The organism is Leclercia sp. (genome assembly GCF_036780805.1).
Taxonomy (GTDB): domain Bacteria; phylum Pseudomonadota; class Gammaproteobacteria; order Enterobacterales; family Enterobacteriaceae; genus Enterobacter.
Map to the genome: position 1 here is coordinate 18,356 of NZ_DAIQCE010000009.1, position 17,212 is coordinate 35,567.

Below are 17,212 nucleotides of genomic sequence, written 5' to 3' on the forward strand. Positions count from 1 at the left end.
CGGGAATGTGCGGCCTGATGCCCTCACACCTTAAACAACCAACAGGCAGTGAAATGGCCGGGGGCGATCTCCTGCATTGCGGGGGTTTCGAGGCGGCATACCGGCATCACGTGCGGGCAGCGGCTGCAGAACTTACAGCCCGGCAGTACGGAGGTCGGGCCGGGGATCTCCCCGCGCAAGGTCGCCTGCTCCAGATTGCGGATCCGCGGATCGGGCTGCGGCACCGAGGCTAACAGGGCCCGGGTGTAGGGGTGCGCCGGATGCTGATATAGCCTGTCGGCAGGCGCCACCTCTACCAGCTTGCCGAGGTACATCACCCCGATGCGCGTCGAGATATGGCGCACCATCGACAGATCGTGGGCGATAAACAGGTAGGTCAGCCCCAGCTCCTGCTGCAGATCCTGGAGGATGTTCACCACCTGCGCCTGCACCGAAACATCCAGCGCCGACAGGGGCTCATCGCACAGGACAAACTCCGGGCGCACCGACAGCGCCCGGGCAATGCTGATCCGCTGACGCTGGCCGCCGCTGAACTCGTGCGGGAAGCGCTGAAGATGTTCCTGCTTGAGCCCCACTTTATAGAGCAGGGTTTCGGTACGCTCCCGCTGCTCCTCGCGGCTGTAGCCGTGGATCTGCATCGGCTCCGCCACCAGCTGCTGGACGGTCATCCCGGGGTTCAGCGACGAATACGGGTCCTGGAAAATGGCCTGCATCCGCTTGCGCAGCGGCTTGAGCTGCTTTTCGCTGGCCTGGGCGATCGGTTGCCCGGCAAAATCTATCTCACCGGAGGTGATATCAAACAGCCGCAGAATGGCGCGCCCGAGGGTCGATTTACCGCAGCCGGACTCGCCCACCAGGCCAAAGGTCTCTCCCTGGCGGATATCAAAGCTGACGCCGTCCACCGCTTTCACCGCTACCCCTTTGCGCAGCAGGCCGCCGTTGAGGGTGAAGTGCTTATGCAGGTCCCGGACGCTGACCAGCGGGGAATGTTGTTCGCTCATGCCTGAACCTCCTTATCGGCCAGCAGCCAGCAGGCCGCGCGGTGCCCCGGATCGGGGCGGTAAAATGCGGGCTGACGATCGCACTGCGGCATCCGGTGTGGACAGCGTTCGGCAAACGGGCAACCCGGGGGCGGATTGAGCAGGCCCGGCGGCGATCCTTCGATAGGCGACAGGCGATGGCTGCTCTGCTCCGGGTGCGGCAGCGACGCCAGCAGCCCCTGAGTGTAGGGGTGCGCCGGGCGATAAAAGATATCCTCCACGCTGCCCTCCTCCATCACCAGCCCGCCGTACATTACCACCACCCGACTGCATACCTGGGCGACGACCCCGAGATCGTGGGTGATCAGCAGGATGGCGGTGTGGGTTTTCTGCTGCAGGCTTTTCAGCAGCCGCAGGATCTGCGCCTGAATGGTGACGTCCAGCGCGGTAGTGGGTTCATCGGCTATCAGCAGTTTGGGATCGCAGGAGAGCGCGATGGCGATCATCACCCGCTGGCGCATCCCGCCGCTGAACTCGTGCGGATACTGGTCGTAACGGCGCTCCGCTTCGGCAATGCCCACCTGCTCCAGCATGGCGATGCTCGCCGCGCGGGCCGCTCTTTTGTTCAGACCTTTGTTACGCATCAGGATCTCGGACATCTGCCTGCCGATGGTGACCACCGGGTTAAGCGCCGTCATCGGATCCTGAAAAATCATCGCGATCTGGTTCCCGCGAATGGCGCGCATCTGCTCCGGGGATTTCTGGGCCAGATCGTCATTGTTGAAACGGATCTGCCCCCCGGTAATGCGCCCGTTGCTGCCCAGCAGCTGAATGATCGATTTGCAGGTGACGCTCTTGCCGCAGCCGGACTCGCCGACAATGCCCACCAGCTCCCCCGGCTGAACGTGAAAGCTCACCCCGCGCACCGCGTGGACATCGCCATCGCGGGTGCGGAAGGTGGTTTGCAGGTTGTCGAGTTCAAGTAAGTTATTCATCGCGGTTCGCTCCCGGCTCAAAGGCGGTGCGGAACACGTCGCCTAACACGTTAAAACTGAATACCGTCAGCAAAATCAGAATGCCGGGGAACATCGCCAGCCACGAGGCCTCCCCAATATAGGACTGGGCGTTATTGAGCATGCTGCCCCATGAGGCGGCAGGTGCCTGCACCCCGAGTCCGAGGAAGCTAAGGGTCGACTCCATCAGAATGGCCGAGGCAATATTCAGGGTGGCGGCGACGATAATGGTCGGCAGCACGCCAGGGATGATGTGGCGCAGGATAATCCGCAACGGGTGCTCCCCCGAGGCGCGGGCATAGAGCACATACTCGCGCTCTTTAACGGACAGCGTTTCGGCACGCACCAGCCGGGACATGTTCATCCACGTCAGCAGGCTGATGATCATGATGATGTTATCCACGCCGGGCTTCAGATAAGCGTTGAGCACCAGCAGCAGGAAGAAGGCCGGGATCGCCATCAGGATATCCACCGCGCGCATCATCAGGTTATCCAGCCAGCCGCCGAAGTAGCCGCTCACCGTGCCGACAAGGGTGCCGATCAGCGTTGAAAAGACCATCGCCAGACAGCCGACCATCAGCGAGATCTGCCCGCCGTACAGGGCGCGGGTAAAGTAGTCGCGCCCGTACTCGTCGGTGCCAAACCAGTGGGCGCCATCCGGCGGTAGCGTGCGTGCGCCCAGTAACATCTGATCCGGATCGTAAGGGCTCAGCCCCGCGCAGAGCGCGGCGGCGACAAAAATAAAGAGGACAAAAAGAGAGAACTGCGCCGGACGATTGCGGCGCAGCTGGTGACGAACCTGTTGCCAGCGTCTGCTCATCCGGGGTTACCTCAGGGTACGTATGCGGGGATCGGCGAAGCGATATAACAGGTCGGCGATCAGGTTGCCGACGATCAGCATCAGCGACGAAAGCATGATGATCGCCATAATCAGCGGGTAGTCCAGGGAGGTGATCGACTGGATCCCCAGTAATCCCATGCCCGGCCACGAGAAGACGCTCTCGGTGACATAGGCCCCCACCACCAGCTCGCCAAACGACAGGCCAAACAGGGTGATCACCGGCAGCAGCACGTTTTTCAGCACGTGGCGGAACAGGATGCTGGAACGTGTGGCCCCATAGGCCAGCTGGGTCTGCACGTAGTCGGCCGAGAGCTGCGAGATGGTGTTGGAGCGGATGTAGCGCACGTAGCTGGAGAGGTTATAGAAGGTGAGCGCAATGCACGGCAGCACGCCGTGGCGCACCACGTCCAGCCAGTTATCCTCCATGCCGATGGTGCGCATTCCCATGCTGGGGAACCAGTTGAGCTGCACGGCAAAGACGGTAATCAGCAGAATACCAAACCAGAAAATCGGCACCGAGATGCCAATATAGGCGAACAGGTTCAGGACATGATCCAGCCAGCGGTGCTTAAAGGCTCCGGCCAGCAGCCCCAGCGGAATGGCGAGGATAATCGCCATCAGCAGCGAGGCTCCCATCAGCCCAAGGGTGGCCGGAATTCGCTCGGCAATCATCACCAGCACCGGGCGGTGGTAGATCAGCGAATAGCCCAGATCGCCCTGCAGAATGTTTTTCAGCCACAGAAAATATTGCGTCACCAGCGGCTTATCCAGCCCCAGACTCTGGCGAATACGCTCGATGTCCTCAGGTGCCATGCGCGGGGTAATGTACGCCGCCACCGGATCGCCCGGGGCGAGCTTGACCAGCAAAAACGCCACCAGCGAGATAAAGAACAGCATCGGCACCAGTTGCAGCAGCCGACGCATCAGTAATGTGTTCACGACATGCCCTTACGACTTACCCAACAAAAAGCCCCGATCGGTTGACCGGGGCGACAGCTTATTTTTGGTAGATTTTTGACAGATCCTGGAACAGATACACCGGCTTCGGTTCCGCTTCTTTGGTGCCGCCGAAGCGTTTATCCACGGCCACGGTGGCGTTGGTGTAGGCAATCGGGTAGTAGGTCATTTCATTGGCCACGGTCTGCTGGATCTGCTTGTAGATCTCAGCACGTTTGCCGGCGTCGGTCTCCACGGCACCTTTATCCCACAGGGCATCGAACTGCGGGTTCTTGTAGTGGGCGTAGTTGTAGGCTTCGTTGCTCATGAACAGCGATTTGTAGCCATCCGGCTCGGCACCCATGATGTAGCCGCCGAGGTTCAGCTCCCAGGCAGTATTCTTCATATCCAGACTGCGCTGGGACATGGCGTTAGAGTCGAGCGGCATCAGCTCCACGTTCACGCCAATCCCCTTCAGCGCCTGCTGAATGTAGAGCGCCTGGCTCTCCTGGGTTTTGTTGGTGTTGACGTAGGCCAGACGCAGCTTGAGGTTTGCCGGCGCGCCGGAGGCTTTCAGCAGATCTTTGGCTTTCTGCTGGTCGAACTTGTACTGCTCAACGTCGTTAGTCTGGTACAGCGTATCCGGGGTCAGGAACGAGGTGGCCGGTTTGGCATAGTCCAGCGAGGTGAACGCGGTCTGGGTCAGCTCGTCCTTATTGATGGCGTAAGCGATAGCCTGGCGCAGCTCTTTGCTCTTCATCACCGGCACGTTCTGGTTGAAGGTCATATAGGCCAGACGCCCTTCCGGATAGACCACGAAATCAAACTTGCCGGTATTCTTCAGGCGCGACACATCCTGCGGATCGACCATCTTCAGGTTGATCTCGCCGTTTTGCAGCGCGAGGTTGGCGGAGTTGCTGTCCTTGGCGAAACGGTAGGTCACGGAGTCGAGCTTCGCTTTGCCGTTCCAGTAGTCGTCAAAGCGGGTCAGGGCGTAATACTGCCCGGCGCGGTACTCTTTAAATTTGAACGGCCCGGAACCGACCGGTGCATCGTTTTTGGTGCTCTTTTCCAGATCGGCTTCACTGGCGAAGACGTGCTGCGGGATCGGGTAGATCTGCACCAGAGTGCCGGTAAAGGCGGCGCTCACCTGCGGCAGGGTGAACTTGACGGTGCGATCGTCGACCTTGCTCACCGCCACCGGCTTGCCGCCATAGGTGAACATGCTGCGGAAGAAGCTGTGCTGTTTCTCCTCCAGCAGTTTATTGAAGGTGAAGACCACGTCGTCGGCGGTCAGCGGCTGGCCGTCCTGCCATTTCAGATTCGGTTTTAAGGTCAGGGTGTAGCTGAGGTTATCGGCGGATGGCGTCAGGCTTTCGGCCAGGCCCCATTCGATTTTGCCATCGTTAAAGCTGTAGAGCGGAGCATAGAGCGCCTGCATGATGGTCAGGGTGGTGCGGTCGCTGGCATACAGCGGGTTAACCGCCAGCGGGTCGCCGGAGGTAATGCCGATAATCAGTGAACCGCCCTCTTTTGGCGCATCGCTTTTGGCCGCCGGGGCCGACGCAGTCTCTTTATTTTTGGCATCATCACAGCCCGCGGCGACCAGGGCCAGCGCGACCAGAACAGCAGATACTAATGGCTTACGCATATCTCACTAACTCCTTGCCTTGAAAGTTTTTTTAACTGCTAATTTTTATTTTTCACAGATATCTGTTTGCGCATCATATTCAGCTTTAAGCCCTTTCGCATTAACAATGAAAATGCCATTTTTGATTAAGCTTATGCGGAATTTATATATATAAGCGCCAGAAGGAATACTGCATATGCTTATGCGCTCAGTTCGTTAAACCCTTCACTGAATGCCTGCTAAACTGCCTCAACACATCCCAAAAAGGCAGATCAACATGTCCGACAACAACTACCAGCCAGCGAAAGTCTGGGAATGGAAGCAGAACCCCAACGGCGGCGCGTTCGCCAGCATCAACCGTCCAATCTCGGGCGCGACCCATGACAAAGAACTGCCGGTCGGGTCGCATCCGCTGCAGCTTTACTCCCTGGGCACGCCGAACGGCCAGAAGGTGACGATCCTGCTGGAAGAGCTGCTGGCGCTGGGCGTGACCGGTGCGGAATATGACGCCTGGCTGATCCGCATCGGCGAGGGCGATCAGTTCTCCAGTGGCTTTGTCGACGTTAACCCGAACTCCAAAATTCCGGCCCTGCGCGATCACTCCACCACGCCGCCGACCCGCGTGTTTGAATCCGGCAATATCCTGCTCTATCTGGCGGAGAAATTCGGTCACTTCCTGCCAAAAGATCCCGCTGGACGGGTAGAAACCCTGAACTGGCTGTTCTGGCTGCAGGGCTCCGCCCCGTTCCTCGGCGGCGGGTTTGGTCACTTCTATCACTATGCCCCGGTGAAAATTGAGTATGCGATTGACCGCTTCACCATGGAAGCCAAACGCCTGTTCGACGTGCTGGATAAACAGCTGGCGCGCGGTCGTTATGTAGCGGGAGAAGAGTACAGCATCGCGGATATCGCTATCTGGCCGTGGTTTGGCAGCGTGGCGCTCGGCCAGGTCTATGGCGCGGCGGAGTTCCTCGACGCGGAAAGCTACAAGAACGTCCAGCGCTGGGCGAAAGATATCGCCAGCCGTCCGGCGGTGAAGCGCGGGCGTATCGTCAACCGCACCAACGGCGAGCTGAACGAACAGCTGCATGAGCGTCATGCCGCGAGCGATTTTGATACCAATACCGAAGATAAACGTCAGGGTTAAGATGTGCTGACCCATTGCCCGGCGGCGCTGCGCTTGCCGGGCCTACGGGTTGGGTTTTGTAGGCCGGGTAAGCTCAGCGCCACCCGGCAAAAAACCCTCATCTTGCAGGATCGTTTTTGCCTTTTCTGACTGTAAAAAATCCGCCAGCGTTTGCCCCTGCGGCGTCATCACCGCGCAGCCATACTCCGCGCGCGGATTAAAGGGTGCCGGGATGTCGATGACCGTCAGCCCGGCTATCTCGCGCAAAGGTGCCGCGTAGCTGGCGTAACCGATAAAGACCTCCGCCTGCCCGCTCAGGATAATCCACTCCGCCGCCAGCCTGCCTGCCGGAACGGGGACGGATCCTCGTCCCCCCACCAGCGGCAGCGCCCGTTTTCTCACCGCCTCGCCAGCCTCACCCATCCGGGTAAACAGCGTCTGCGTGTAATCCCCGGACGGATCGGCTCCCGCCGTCGAGGTGGCAATGCGTAAATCGGCCCGGGTCAGCACAGAGCGCCAGTCATCGCCATCGCGCAGCACCTCGCTGCGCACGGTCAGACAGAGTCTATTGCTGGCGAACAGCGCCACGGATTGCGCCCGCCCGGCAGCCAGCAGCGACTGCGGATGGGCAAGATTGGCCGAGGCAAAGAGATCGCAGGCCTCGCCCGATTCAATACGCTCACGTAACAGCCCTGCCGGGCCGAACTGCGTCTCAACCGGTTCCGGGAAGTGGGCCATTAACTGCGGCCATACCCTGCGCAGGCTGCCAGCGGCCAGCACGCGCATCAGTCGATCCCCTGATACGTGGTGCGATAGAAGCGCTGATACCAGTCGTTAGCCACCTGGCGCATATCCACGTCCTTGAATTTCTCCGGGTAGAGTTTTTTCGCCATCCACAGCTCGCCGATGCCCATCGCCTCCGGCATCGGGTAGCCCCAGGCTTTGGCGTAGTCCGGCATCAGGTAGACGCGCTGATTTTTCACCGCGTCAATGGTCTGCCACTGCGCGCCGGTTTTGATCTCGTTGACCACGGAAGGGTATCGGTCCTGAACGAAAATCACCTGCGGGTTCCAGGCAATCACCTGCTCCATCGCCACGGTTTTGAAACCCTGAATGGTTGCCGCCGCCACGTTAACCGCCCCCGCATGCGCCATCATCAGCCCGGTGTATTTCCCGGAGCCGTAGGTGGTCAGTTCCGGGTTAGCCATATAGGCGCGAACGCGTTTTTCCGCCGGAATATCTTTCAGGCGATCGCTGACCATCCTGCGGCCTTTGTCGGTCGCTTCGATCAGCGCCTTCGCTTCCGGCTGCTTGTTGACGATCTCGCCGATCAGCGTGATCCCTTCGCGCAGCCCGAGATCGTACGCCTGCTCTTCATCGGCCATCGTCGGGTTCATTTTTGCTTTTTCGCCCGCGGCATCGTGGCGCAGGGAGATGGCGACCACCGGAATACCGAGGCCAGCGATCTTGTCGATCATCTCCTGCGGCGCGTAGTTGGTGACAAACACCACATCCGGCTTCAGGTCCACCAGCTTTTCCGGGTCGACGTGGGTCAGATCGCCCAGCGCCGCTTTCTGGTTCAGCTCAGGAGCCAGACGCGCGTAGCCGTCGCCCAGCTGCTGTTTCCAGTTCGCCATCACCCCGACGATTTTGTCGGTGGCGTTCATTTGCACCAGCAGGTTCAGGGTCTGGTGTTGAAGTACCACCACGCGGTCGACCTCATCGGGGATCGTTACCTGACGGCCAATCTGGTCGGTGATCAGGCGGGATGCCTGGGAAGAGAGGGGCAGTAAAGCCATTAAACTCAGGGTAAAAGCTTGCCAAAATTGCTGTTTCATCATGTCCTCGCATTCGTTATATATTTAATTATACAGCGAAGCGGTTATGACGTCGTGCCTCCTTTAGGGGTAAAAGGCTTTAACGCAAATCCCCCTCTTTTTTCAACAGCGTATTTACAACCATCCGGTAAACTGGCATCAATAATTTCTTTCTTCAGACTATTCGCATGTCAGAAAAGGCGCTGGAACACCAGATTCAGATTCTCAAAAAGCACAATGCCCGGCTTGCCAGGCTGGCGCGTGACGCCCGCAGCAAGCTCAGCGCCGCGCTCGACGGAACGGGTCTCTGTTTATGGCAGCTCGACGTCCCGACCGGGAAGCTGATTATTTATAACCGCCGCTGGGGCTCGATGCTGGGCTATCAGCCCAAGGAGCTGAGCGCGCAGTTTGAGATCTGGCGCGAACATCTGCACCCCGATGACAGGCAGAACGTGCTGGATGCCTTCTACGATCATCTGCACGGCAAAACCCCCTTCTACGAAGCGCTGCACCGGATGCAGCACAAAAACGGCACCGTCACCTGGGTGCTGGATCGTGGCCGCGTCACGGAGTGGGACGAGCAAGGCAACGCCCTGAAGGTGACCGGCACCCACATCGACATGACCAAAGAGAAGCAGTACGAGGAGCAGCTGGCCCAGCTGGCGAATCACGATCCGCTCACCGGCCTCGCCAACCGCCATGCGCTGCTCACGCACTTCGCACAGCTTAAAGCCCAGGGCCCGCTGTGCATTGCCTTTATCGATCTGGATGACTTTAAAACGGTGAACGATACCTTCGGTCACCGTAGCGGCGATGAGCTGCTGATCCAGCTCAGCCAGCGTCTGCGCGACACCTGTCCGCCGGGCGCCGTGGTCGGGCGTCTGGGCGGAGACGAGTTTGTCCTGCTGCTGCCCTTCCCCCTCACCAGCCTGCTGGTGCACAGCACCGCGCACCACTGCCTGAATGCAGCCCTGACGCCGTTCGAACTGGATAACGGCCAGGCGCAGGTGGGAGCCTCGGTGGGGATCGATGAGGTGCAGGAGCAGGATGATTTCGTCAACGCCCTGCGCCGCGCCGATCGGTCGATGTACCAGATTAAACACACCGGCAAGAATGGCGTGGCGATTGGCCAGACGCTGATCTCCCTCTCCCGCAGCGGAACGCATCCATGAAAAGCACCCGTCATCAGGATCTTCTCCGTCTGCTGGCGGCGTCCGACTGGCTGACCACCGACGCGCTTGCCGCGGATCTTAACGTCAGCAAAGAGACGATTCGCCGCGATCTGAAGCAGCTGCAACAGCAGGGCAAAATTGTGCGCCATCACGGGCGGGCGCGGGCCATCCACCCGGACCATCGCGACGGCGGCGAACCTTTTGGCGCGCGGCTGAAAAGCCATTACGCCGATAAAGCCGACATTGCCCGCCACGCCCTCGACTGGGTCAGCGAGGGGATGACCCTCGCCCTTGATGCCAGTTCAACCTGCTTTCACCTGGCACGGCAGCTGCCGGATATTGCCCTGACGGTGTTCACCAACAGCCTGCCGATCTGCCATGAGATGGCGAAGCGCGAACGCATCACCCTGATCTGCTCGGGCGGGACGCTGGAGCGCAAGTACCGCTGCTATGTGAACCCGGCTCTGGTAACCCAGCTGAAAGGGCTGGAGATCGACCTGTTTATTTTTTCGTGCGAAGGAGTGGATGAGCAGGGTGTGATGTGGGATCCCACCCCGCACAGCGCGGGTTTTAAGTCGCAGCTGCTAAGCCGCGCCAGCCAGTCGCTGCTGCTGATCGACAAGAGCAAGTTCCAGCGCTCCAGCGAAGTGAAAATAGGCCACCTCTCACAGGTGACCCAATTGATCAGCGACGTGCAGCTGGCCCGCCGTTAGCTCGCCAGGCGGAACTTCTGCACCGAGCGTTGCAGTTCCTCGGTCTGACGCTCCAGCGCGGAAGCCGCGGCCGAGACCTGCTCTACCAGCGAGGCGTTCTGCTGGGTCACGCCGTCCATCTGGGTGATCGCCACCCCCACCTGCGAAATGCCTTTGCTCTGCTCTTCCGAGGCGGCGGCAATCTGCTTCATGATGGTGGTCACGCCGGTGATATCGCGCAGCACCGCCTCCATGGTGGTGCCGGTATCGTTCACCAGCCGGGCCCCCTCCTCCACGCGGGAGACGGAGTCGGCAATCAGCCCTTCGATCTCTTTTGCCGCATTGGCGCTGCGGCTGGCAAGATTACGCACCTCGCCCGCCACCACCGCAAAACCACGCCCCTGCTCGCCCGCACGCGCCGCTTCCACCGCCGCGTTGAGGGCGAGAATATTGGTCTGGAAGGCAATGCTGTTGATGACGCTGGTGATCTCCGCGATTTTCTTCGAGCTGACGGAGATCCCGGTCATGGTGTGGACCACGTTTTCCACCAGCGCCCCGCCGCGGCTGGCGGTGGTAGAGGCCACATCCGCCAGTTCGCTGGCCTGACGGGCGTTATCGGCATTCAGCTTCACCGTGGCGGTGAGCTGCTCCATGCTGGCCGCCGTCTCTTCCAGCGCCGCCGCCTGCTCTTCGGTACGCGACGAGAGATCGTTATTACCGGAGGAGATCTCCGTGGCGCCGCGCCAGATGTTTTCGCTACCGGCGCGGATGGTGCTGACCGCTTCGCGCAGGCTGTCCTGCATCGCCGTCAGCAGCGGCACCAGCTGGCCCACGCAGTTACGGCCAAACGGAGCAATCGGCTGGCTGAGATCGCCCTGGGCAATCTGACGAAAGTGGTGGCGGAGCTGATCCAGCGGTTTCACCAGCATCGCGACCAGGTAGCGATCGGCGAACAGCAGGATCAGCAGCCCGATAAGGGTCGCGGTAATGATCACCGTGCGGGTTAAGCTTGTGAGGCCGTCCACCGTCACGCGGGTACGGTCGAGAACGGTGTCGGCGGCTTTATTGAATTGCCCGGCACTTTCACCAAAGGCGCGACTCAGCGGCGGAGTGACGTTATTCGCCTGCTGGCGATAGGCATCGAGGTTACCCTGCTGCGCGAACTGCATCTGAGGCTTTACGCCGTTTTCCAGCAGCGCCTGCCAGCTGGCGATCGTCTGGGATGAGATCTGCGCATCCATCGGCCCCGGTGACATGGCTTTCATCTCCTCGAACTTTTTGCTCATGGTGTCCAGCGCCTGCTGTACGGAGGTAAGATCCGCCGTACCGCCTGCGGCCTGAACATCCATCGCCCGGCTCAGACGGGTGACAAAGCGGAAATACTGATCGTTACCCTGACTGAGCACCGTCATCTGTTTGACCAGCTGCCGATCGACGTCATTGCCATCGGTAACGCGCGACAGCGCCCAGGAGCTATACAGCCCGACGCCCGCCCACATTAAGCAGAAAATCCCCAGGATCGTCAGCATGACGAACCGGATCGTGAAATTACGAAACACGTGCATAGTTATTTCCTTGCCATGAGGGAGATCTCGCCCGGAGGCGAGTACTATCCTCGTTATCGGCAATAAAATGCGAAGCGGTACCTTTTATTGGTTAATTTTATAAACTTTTCATTTCTGTTTAATAAGTGTGGAAATTAAAACAGAGCACCCAGGGCATTACCCCTTAAAATAATCCGTCTTTATATTTCATAACGATGCAAATAGAGAGCATAGATCTTCATTGTTATAATAAATAACCTGAACCCGGCACCAGGATCCCTGCCGGGTATTTTCAGGCGGGTTAACTTAAATATTTCTCAAACCATCCCAGGGTGCGTTTCCAGGCTAATTCCGCGGCGGGTTGATCGTAACGCGGGGTAGAATCGTTGTGGAATCCGTGGTTTACGCCAGGATAGATCCAGGCTTCGTACACTTTGCCGTTGGATTTAAGCGCGGCTTCATACGCTGGCCAGCCCTCGTTAACATTCTTGTCGAGTTCGGCATAATGCAGCAGCAAGGGGGCCTTAATTTTAGCGACGTCCGCGGCTGGCGGCTGGCGGCCATAGAAGGGCACCGCGCAGGCCAGCTCCGGCCAGGCGACCGCCGCGGCGTTAGAAACGCCCCCGCCGTAACAGAAGCCGGTGATCCCCACCTTGCCCGTGGCATCCGGATGTTTTTCCATAAACCCAACAGCGGCAAAGAAGTCGTTCATCAGCTTCGTGGGATCGACCTTCTGCTGCAGGACCTTCCCCTCCTCATCGTTGCCGGGATAACCGCCTACGGAACTTAAGCCATCCGGCGCCAGGGCGATGTAGCCCGCTTTTGCCACCCGACGCGCCACGTCCTCAATGTAGGGGTTAAGGCCGCGGTTTTCGTGCACCACCACCACCGCCGGGACTTTGCCCGTGGCTTTGGTCGGTTTCACCAGATAGCCGCGCACCTGGCCATGACCGTCCGGAGAGGGATAGGTGATGTACTCGGGCAGAATATCGGGATCGGTAAACTTCACCTGCTCGGCGAGAGCGTAATTGGGCTTGAGCATATTGAACAGCGCCAGCGCCGTGACGCCGCCGACGGCGTAGCGGGCAGCCAGATTGAGGAACTCACGTTTGTTGATATTGCCGTGAGCGTAATAGTCGTAGTAGTCGAGCAATTCCTGAGGAAAGTCTTTGGCGGTCATACGCGTCATCGCATATCTCCATGAATTGTGAACGAACTAAGGATAGAATAGAAACGCTGTTTCGAAAATCAATCACTAAGAAAGGAGACATCATGCCCTGGAACGCCTCCCCTGAACGCTACGAGAATATGCAGTACCGCTATTGCGGAAAAAGCGGCCTGCGCTTACCCGCCCTGTCACTGGGTTTGTGGCACAGCTTTGGCCATGTTCAAGCCCTCGATTCCCAGCGCGCCCTGCTGCGCAAAGCCTTTGACTGCGGCATCACCCATTTTGATCTCGCCAATAACTATGGCCCACCGCCGGGCAGCGCGGAGGAAAATTTTGGCCGCCTGCTGCGGGATGATTTTGCAGCGTATCGCGATGAACTGATTATCTCCACCAAAGCGGGCTATGACATGTGGCCAGGTCCTTACGGGGCGGGCGGCTCGCGCAAGTATCTGCTCGCCAGTCTCGATCAGAGCCTGAAGCGGATGGGGCTGGAGTACGTGGATATCTTCTATTCCCACCGCGTAGATGAAAACACGCCGATGGAAGAGACCGCCTCGGCGCTGGCGCAGGCGGTGCAGAGCGGGAAGGCGTTGTACGTCGGCATCTCGTCCTATTCGCCGGAGCGGACCCAGAAGATGGCGGAGCTGCTGCGCGAGTGGAAGATCCCGCTGCTTATCCATCAGCCTTCTTACAACCTGCTCAACCGCTGGGTGGACAAGAGCGGCCTGCTGGATACCCTGGAAGCCAACGGAACCGGCTGTATCGCCTTTACCCCGCTGGCGCAGGGGCTGCTGACCGGGAAGTACCTGAACGGCATTCCTGACGGCTCACGCATGCAGCGCGAAGGCAAAAAGGTGCGCGGCCTGACCGAGAATATGCTCACCGAGGCCAACCTGAACAGTCTGCGTTTACTGAACGGAATGGCCCAGGCGCGCGGTCAGACGATGGCGCAGATGGCCCTGAGCTGGCTGCTGAAGGATGAGCGGGTGACGTCGGTATTGATTGGCGCCAGCCGGACGGAGCAGCTGGAGGAGAACGTGCAGGCGCTGAATAATCTGCACTTTAGCGATGAGGAGTTGCAGCAGATTGACCAGCACGTAGCCGACGGGCAGCTGAATCTGTGGCAGGCGTCGTCAGATAAGTAAATAAAAAGCCGGGTGGCGCTGCGCTTACCCGGCCTACACCATACTGTTTACTTGCGGCTCAGCTTATCCAGATACCCCATCACAAACGCCGACAGCACAAACGTCAGGTGGATGATCACATACCACATCAGCTTGTTATCCGGGATGTTTTTGGCATCCATAAACACCCGCAGCAGGTGAATCGACGAGATGGCAACGATCGAGGCGGCCACTTTGTTTTTCAGCGACGAGGCATCCATCTTGCCCAGCCAGCTCAGCTTCTCTTTATCAGAAGAGATATCCAGCTGCGAGACGAAGTTTTCGTAGCCCGAGAACATCACCATCACCAGCAGGCCGCCCACCAGGGTCATATCCACCAGCGACAGCAGCAGCAGAATCAGGTCGGATTCCGCGACGCTGAAAATATGCGGCAGGACGTGATAAATTTCCTGAAAGAATTTAATACAGAGCGCCACCAGCGCCAGCGAAAGGCCAAAATAGACCGGCGCTAATAGCCAGCGGGAGGCATACATTGCGTTTTCAAAAAAGCGTTCCATAGAGTCCTGTCTGCAAACGAAACCAGTGCGCAGTATATCGCAACGCGGCAAAGTGTTTGCAACAACTAAACAACAAAGACCCTACACCTGCTCAGGATTAACCACAGGTCGTTGATATTCCGGCCAAACCAGCACCACCAGCGACGGATAAGCCTCAAGGCTGAACTCGCGAAAACACTGGCTCAGGTTCATAACCTCCAGATCGGAATGCGACACTTTCTCACCATTAAGGCAGCGCTTCTTGATATTGTCGTAATATTTGTACACCGCCGAGTTAAGATCGCTGCAACGGCGCTGCGCCTCAAACAGGTCAGGAATGCTATTTATTTCCACCATATTCATTCGTTTAATTGTGGCATGGAGGAAATCAATATATTCATGATTAACACGCCAGTACCAAACCGGCGTAATCGCATTCATTAACACTGAAAAATGGTCTTCGCCCTCTTCTTTTGACATCCGTTCTGGCAGGGCAGGGTTGTGCGCGTTCTCCGCTTCGCTGCTTTTATTGAACTCTTTCATCAATAAAAGAACCACGGCGGTAAGCAATAACAAAGTAATGACAGTATAAAAAATGCTGTTCATATAGGCAGGCTCCATTTTTTTTGATTTTAAATTTGCCTCATGTTATTGTCAACGAATCTCACACTCCAGACAACCCTACCCCGTTGAAATTAAAGGAAATATAAAATGTTGCCCGACAATCTGGTCCCGGCTAAGTTTCACATTTCTTCCGTGGAACCGAAACCGCCAGAAGCAGAAAGCAATGCAAATTTCACTAAGGGGAAAAGAACACTCGCGGATTACGCGCCTGATATATTAATTGGTGTTACCCGCACCGGTAACTCCCGCAATATGTTGCTCGAAGAGCACGACCGCCATATAAAGGACCGGTTATTCCGGGTGGTTAAAATCGAGGTGTTTGCCCGCCTGCTCAATGACCTGCAGGCAGAGGGAGAAATAGACGCGCAGGCACTAAGTCAAATATTGGCGGAAAAAACCGACGAGATTAACGAAGCCGGGAATGACATTTGGCTGAATCTAATTACTTGCGAAAAAAACACGCCTATTTTCTATAAGCTAGAGGATGAATAACGTGAAGGATGTTGATAACAACAACGTTTATTTAGCTTTAGATGACAAAAAGAGCGATGAATTTATCTTAGAGCAAAATCTGGCGGCGCTAAAAGAAATCAAAAATGCCGAAATACAACGCATTGCAAAAGAACTGCTCTCCATTCCGGCAGGCCTGGTGCGTTTGAAATGGCAGAACCGCCGGGAAATTTACCCGTTACAGGTTAAAGAAGAGATCTACGGTGCGACAATAAACGCCATTATGGCGCAGCGGCCCGACCTGAAAGAGAAAATACTGGCCCGCCTGGAAACCAATTATCAGTATCTGCGGGCGCGTGAAACCGCCACCCTGCGCGTCACCCGTAAACTGGCCGATGAAGGCTATCGTACAACCAGCGTGACCACCGTCGCGCTGAATGAAGACGTGCTGGCCGCGAAAGCCGACATCCCGCCGCAAAAACCGTAATCCCCGTCAGCAGGTACCGCTCCGCCTGTTGCTGTTGATTTAAGGATTATCCTGAATGATCCTCACTTCCCGGTTGATTCTCCTAAGCTTAAAGCCTGATTAACCCCTCAAGGAGAACCTCAATGGCACATTCCCAGAGCAAAATTCAGAACCCTAAAACCCAGTACCACACTGGCGAATACCCACAGCAGAAGCAGCCTGCCCCCGGCGTGCAGAGCAAGATGGATCCGGTGCCGGACTGCGGCGAGAAGAGCTATAAAGGCAGCGGCAGACTACAGGATCGTAAGGCACTGGTGACAGGGGGCGACTCAGGTATTGGACGCGCTGCCGCCATCGCTTACGCGCGTGAAGGAGCAGACGTCGCCATTAACTACCTGCCCGCCGAAGAAGAGGATGCGCAGCAGGTTAAGCAGCTGATAGAGGAAGCAGGACGCAAAGCGGTGCTGATCCCCGGCGACCTGAGCGATGAAAAGTTTGCCCGTTCACTGGTACATAAAGCCCATCAGGAGCTGGGTGGACTGGACGTGCTGGCGCTGGTGGCCGGTAAGCAGGTTGCGGTAGAGAAGATTGCCGACCTGACGACCGAGCAGTTTAAGCAGACCTATACCGTGAACGTGCTGGCGCTGTTCTGGATAACCCAGGAGGCACTGCCGCTGCTGCCGGCCGGGGCGAGCATCATTACCACCTCGTCGATTCAGGCCTATCAGCCGAGCCCGCACCTGCTGGACTATGCCTCCACGAAAGCGGCTATCCTCAACTACAGCCGCGGGCTGGCGAAACAGGTGGCCGAGAGCGGCGTGCGCGTCAACGTGGTGGCCCCAGGGCCTATCTGGACAGCGCTGCAAATCTCCGGCGGTCAGACCCAGGAGAAAATCCCGCAGTTTGGTCAGCAGACGCCGATGAAGCGTGCAGGGCAGCCTGCGGAGCTGGCACCGGTGTATGTCTATCTGGCGAGCCAGGAATCAAGCTATGTGACCGCGGAAGTGCACGGGGTGTGCGGCGGGGAGCATCTGGGGTAGTGTAGAGCATTGCCCGGTGGCGCGACGCTTACCGGGCTTACCGATTCTTTGCG

The 17,212-nt window shown here is 58.0% G+C and carries 18 protein-coding genes; 7 read left to right on the plus strand and 11 right to left on the minus strand.

Annotation, left to right across the window (positions count from 1 at the left end; all coding sequences use genetic code 11):
• Positions 1–23: 23 nt before the first annotated feature.
• From V7Q49_RS17800 to V7Q49_RS17820, 5 genes are read right to left on the minus strand one after another with little or no spacing between them, the layout of a single operon-like run.
• Positions 24–1,001: an ABC transporter ATP-binding protein gene (locus V7Q49_RS17800; protein ID WP_333854009.1), complete on the minus strand. Its 978-nt coding sequence runs from the start codon at positions 999–1,001 to the stop codon at positions 24–26.
• Entirely contained in the window at positions 998–1,975 is a 978-nt protein-coding gene (locus V7Q49_RS17805) for an ABC transporter ATP-binding protein (RefSeq protein ID WP_333854010.1), read from the minus strand. Before V7Q49_RS17805 ends, V7Q49_RS17800 begins: the two co-directional genes overlap by 4 nt.
• Positions 1,968–2,813 carry an ABC transporter permease gene (locus V7Q49_RS17810; protein ID WP_333854011.1) on the minus strand — a complete coding sequence of 282 codons (846 nt, stop codon included), beginning with the start codon at positions 2,811–2,813 and terminating at the stop codon, positions 1,968–1,970. The genes V7Q49_RS17805 and V7Q49_RS17810 overlap by 8 nt, the downstream gene beginning before the upstream one ends.
• A gap of 6 nt (positions 2,814–2,819) precedes the next feature.
• Positions 2,820–3,773: an ABC transporter permease gene (locus tag V7Q49_RS17815; RefSeq protein WP_106996089.1), complete on the minus strand. Its 954-nt coding sequence runs from the start codon at positions 3,771–3,773 to the stop codon at positions 2,820–2,822.
• 58 nt (positions 3,774–3,831) lie between these two features.
• Positions 3,832–5,421, minus strand: coding sequence for an ABC transporter substrate-binding protein (locus tag V7Q49_RS17820; RefSeq protein ID WP_333854014.1), 1,590 nt, complete (start codon positions 5,419–5,421; stop codon positions 3,832–3,834).
• Positions 5,422–5,677: 256 nt separating this feature from the next.
• Here V7Q49_RS17820 and yghU point away from each other — a divergent pair, with 256 nt between their 5' ends.
• A complete protein-coding gene (yghU, locus tag V7Q49_RS17825) occupies positions 5,678–6,547 on the plus strand; it encodes a glutathione-dependent disulfide-bond oxidoreductase (RefSeq protein WP_333854016.1) in 870 nt (289 codons plus the stop codon).
• A 42-nt stretch (positions 6,548–6,589) separates the two neighbouring features.
• On the opposite strand, the gene V7Q49_RS17830 is transcribed toward yghU, so the two are convergent.
• Together V7Q49_RS17830 and V7Q49_RS17835 are read right to left on the minus strand one after the other, a co-directional pair.
• Positions 6,590–7,312: a molybdate ABC transporter substrate-binding protein gene (locus V7Q49_RS17830; protein ID WP_333854018.1), complete on the minus strand. Its 723-nt coding sequence runs from the start codon at positions 7,310–7,312 to the stop codon at positions 6,590–6,592.
• On the minus strand, positions 7,312–8,364 hold the full coding sequence (locus V7Q49_RS17835; protein WP_333854019.1) for an ABC transporter substrate-binding protein: 1,053 nt from the start codon (positions 8,362–8,364) through the stop codon (positions 7,312–7,314). Before V7Q49_RS17835 ends, V7Q49_RS17830 begins: the two co-directional genes overlap by 1 nt.
• 167 nt (positions 8,365–8,531) lie before the next feature.
• Between V7Q49_RS17835 and V7Q49_RS17840 the strand changes: the two genes are divergently transcribed.
• Positions 8,532–9,515, plus strand: a complete 984-nt coding sequence (locus V7Q49_RS17840) for a sensor domain-containing diguanylate cyclase (RefSeq protein WP_333854021.1) — start codon at positions 8,532–8,534, stop codon at positions 9,513–9,515.
• The gene (fucR, locus tag V7Q49_RS17845) at positions 9,512–10,228 is read left to right on the plus strand and encodes an L-fucose operon activator (protein WP_333854023.1); all 717 of its coding nucleotides are present in this window, start codon (positions 9,512–9,514) and stop codon (positions 10,226–10,228) included. Before V7Q49_RS17840 ends, fucR begins: the two co-directional genes overlap by 4 nt.
• On the opposite strand, the gene V7Q49_RS17850 is transcribed toward fucR, so the two are convergent.
• Positions 10,225–11,772: a methyl-accepting chemotaxis protein gene (locus V7Q49_RS17850; protein WP_333854025.1), complete on the minus strand. Its 1,548-nt coding sequence runs from the start codon at positions 11,770–11,772 to the stop codon at positions 10,225–10,227. The genes fucR and V7Q49_RS17850 overlap by 4 nt on opposite strands.
• A 280-nt stretch (positions 11,773–12,052) precedes the next feature.
• Positions 12,053–12,940, minus strand: a complete 888-nt coding sequence (gene yghX / locus V7Q49_RS17855; protein WP_333854027.1) for a YghX family hydrolase — start codon at positions 12,938–12,940, stop codon at positions 12,053–12,055.
• Between the two features lie 83 nt (positions 12,941–13,023).
• Between yghX and V7Q49_RS17860 the strand changes: the two genes are divergently transcribed.
• Positions 13,024–14,064 carry an aldo/keto reductase gene (locus tag V7Q49_RS17860; protein ID WP_333854029.1) on the plus strand — a complete coding sequence of 347 codons (1,041 nt, stop codon included), beginning with the start codon at positions 13,024–13,026 and terminating at the stop codon, positions 14,062–14,064.
• A gap of 47 nt (positions 14,065–14,111) precedes the next feature.
• Here the strand turns inward: V7Q49_RS17860 and V7Q49_RS17865 are convergent, their stop codons facing one another.
• Together V7Q49_RS17865 and V7Q49_RS17870 are read right to left on the minus strand one after the other, a co-directional pair.
• Positions 14,112–14,600: a TIGR00645 family protein gene (locus V7Q49_RS17865; RefSeq protein ID WP_333854031.1), complete on the minus strand. Its 489-nt coding sequence runs from the start codon at positions 14,598–14,600 to the stop codon at positions 14,112–14,114.
• A gap of 81 nt (positions 14,601–14,681) precedes the next feature.
• Complete coding sequence (locus V7Q49_RS17870) at positions 14,682–15,185, minus strand: ESA_00282 family adhesion-associated protein (protein WP_333854034.1); 504 nt, start codon at positions 15,183–15,185, stop codon at positions 14,682–14,684.
• 105 nt (positions 15,186–15,290) lie between these two features.
• On the opposite strand from V7Q49_RS17870, the gene V7Q49_RS17875 reads away from it, so the two are divergent.
• The 3 genes from V7Q49_RS17875 to V7Q49_RS17885 all read left to right on the plus strand — a co-directional run bounded on the left by V7Q49_RS17875 (position 15,291) and on the right by V7Q49_RS17885 (position 17,159).
• On the plus strand, positions 15,291–15,695 hold the full coding sequence (locus V7Q49_RS17875; RefSeq protein ID WP_333854035.1) for a hypothetical protein: 405 nt from the start codon (positions 15,291–15,293) through the stop codon (positions 15,693–15,695).
• Positions 15,688–16,140 carry a cytoplasmic protein gene (locus V7Q49_RS17880; RefSeq protein WP_333854037.1) on the plus strand — a complete coding sequence of 151 codons (453 nt, stop codon included), beginning with the start codon at positions 15,688–15,690 and terminating at the stop codon, positions 16,138–16,140. The genes V7Q49_RS17875 and V7Q49_RS17880 overlap by 8 nt, the downstream gene beginning before the upstream one ends.
• A 122-nt stretch (positions 16,141–16,262) precedes the next feature.
• Positions 16,263–17,159: an SDR family oxidoreductase gene (locus tag V7Q49_RS17885; protein WP_333854038.1), complete on the plus strand. Its 897-nt coding sequence runs from the start codon at positions 16,263–16,265 to the stop codon at positions 17,157–17,159.
• The last annotated feature ends 53 nt before the right edge of the window (positions 17,160–17,212 follow it).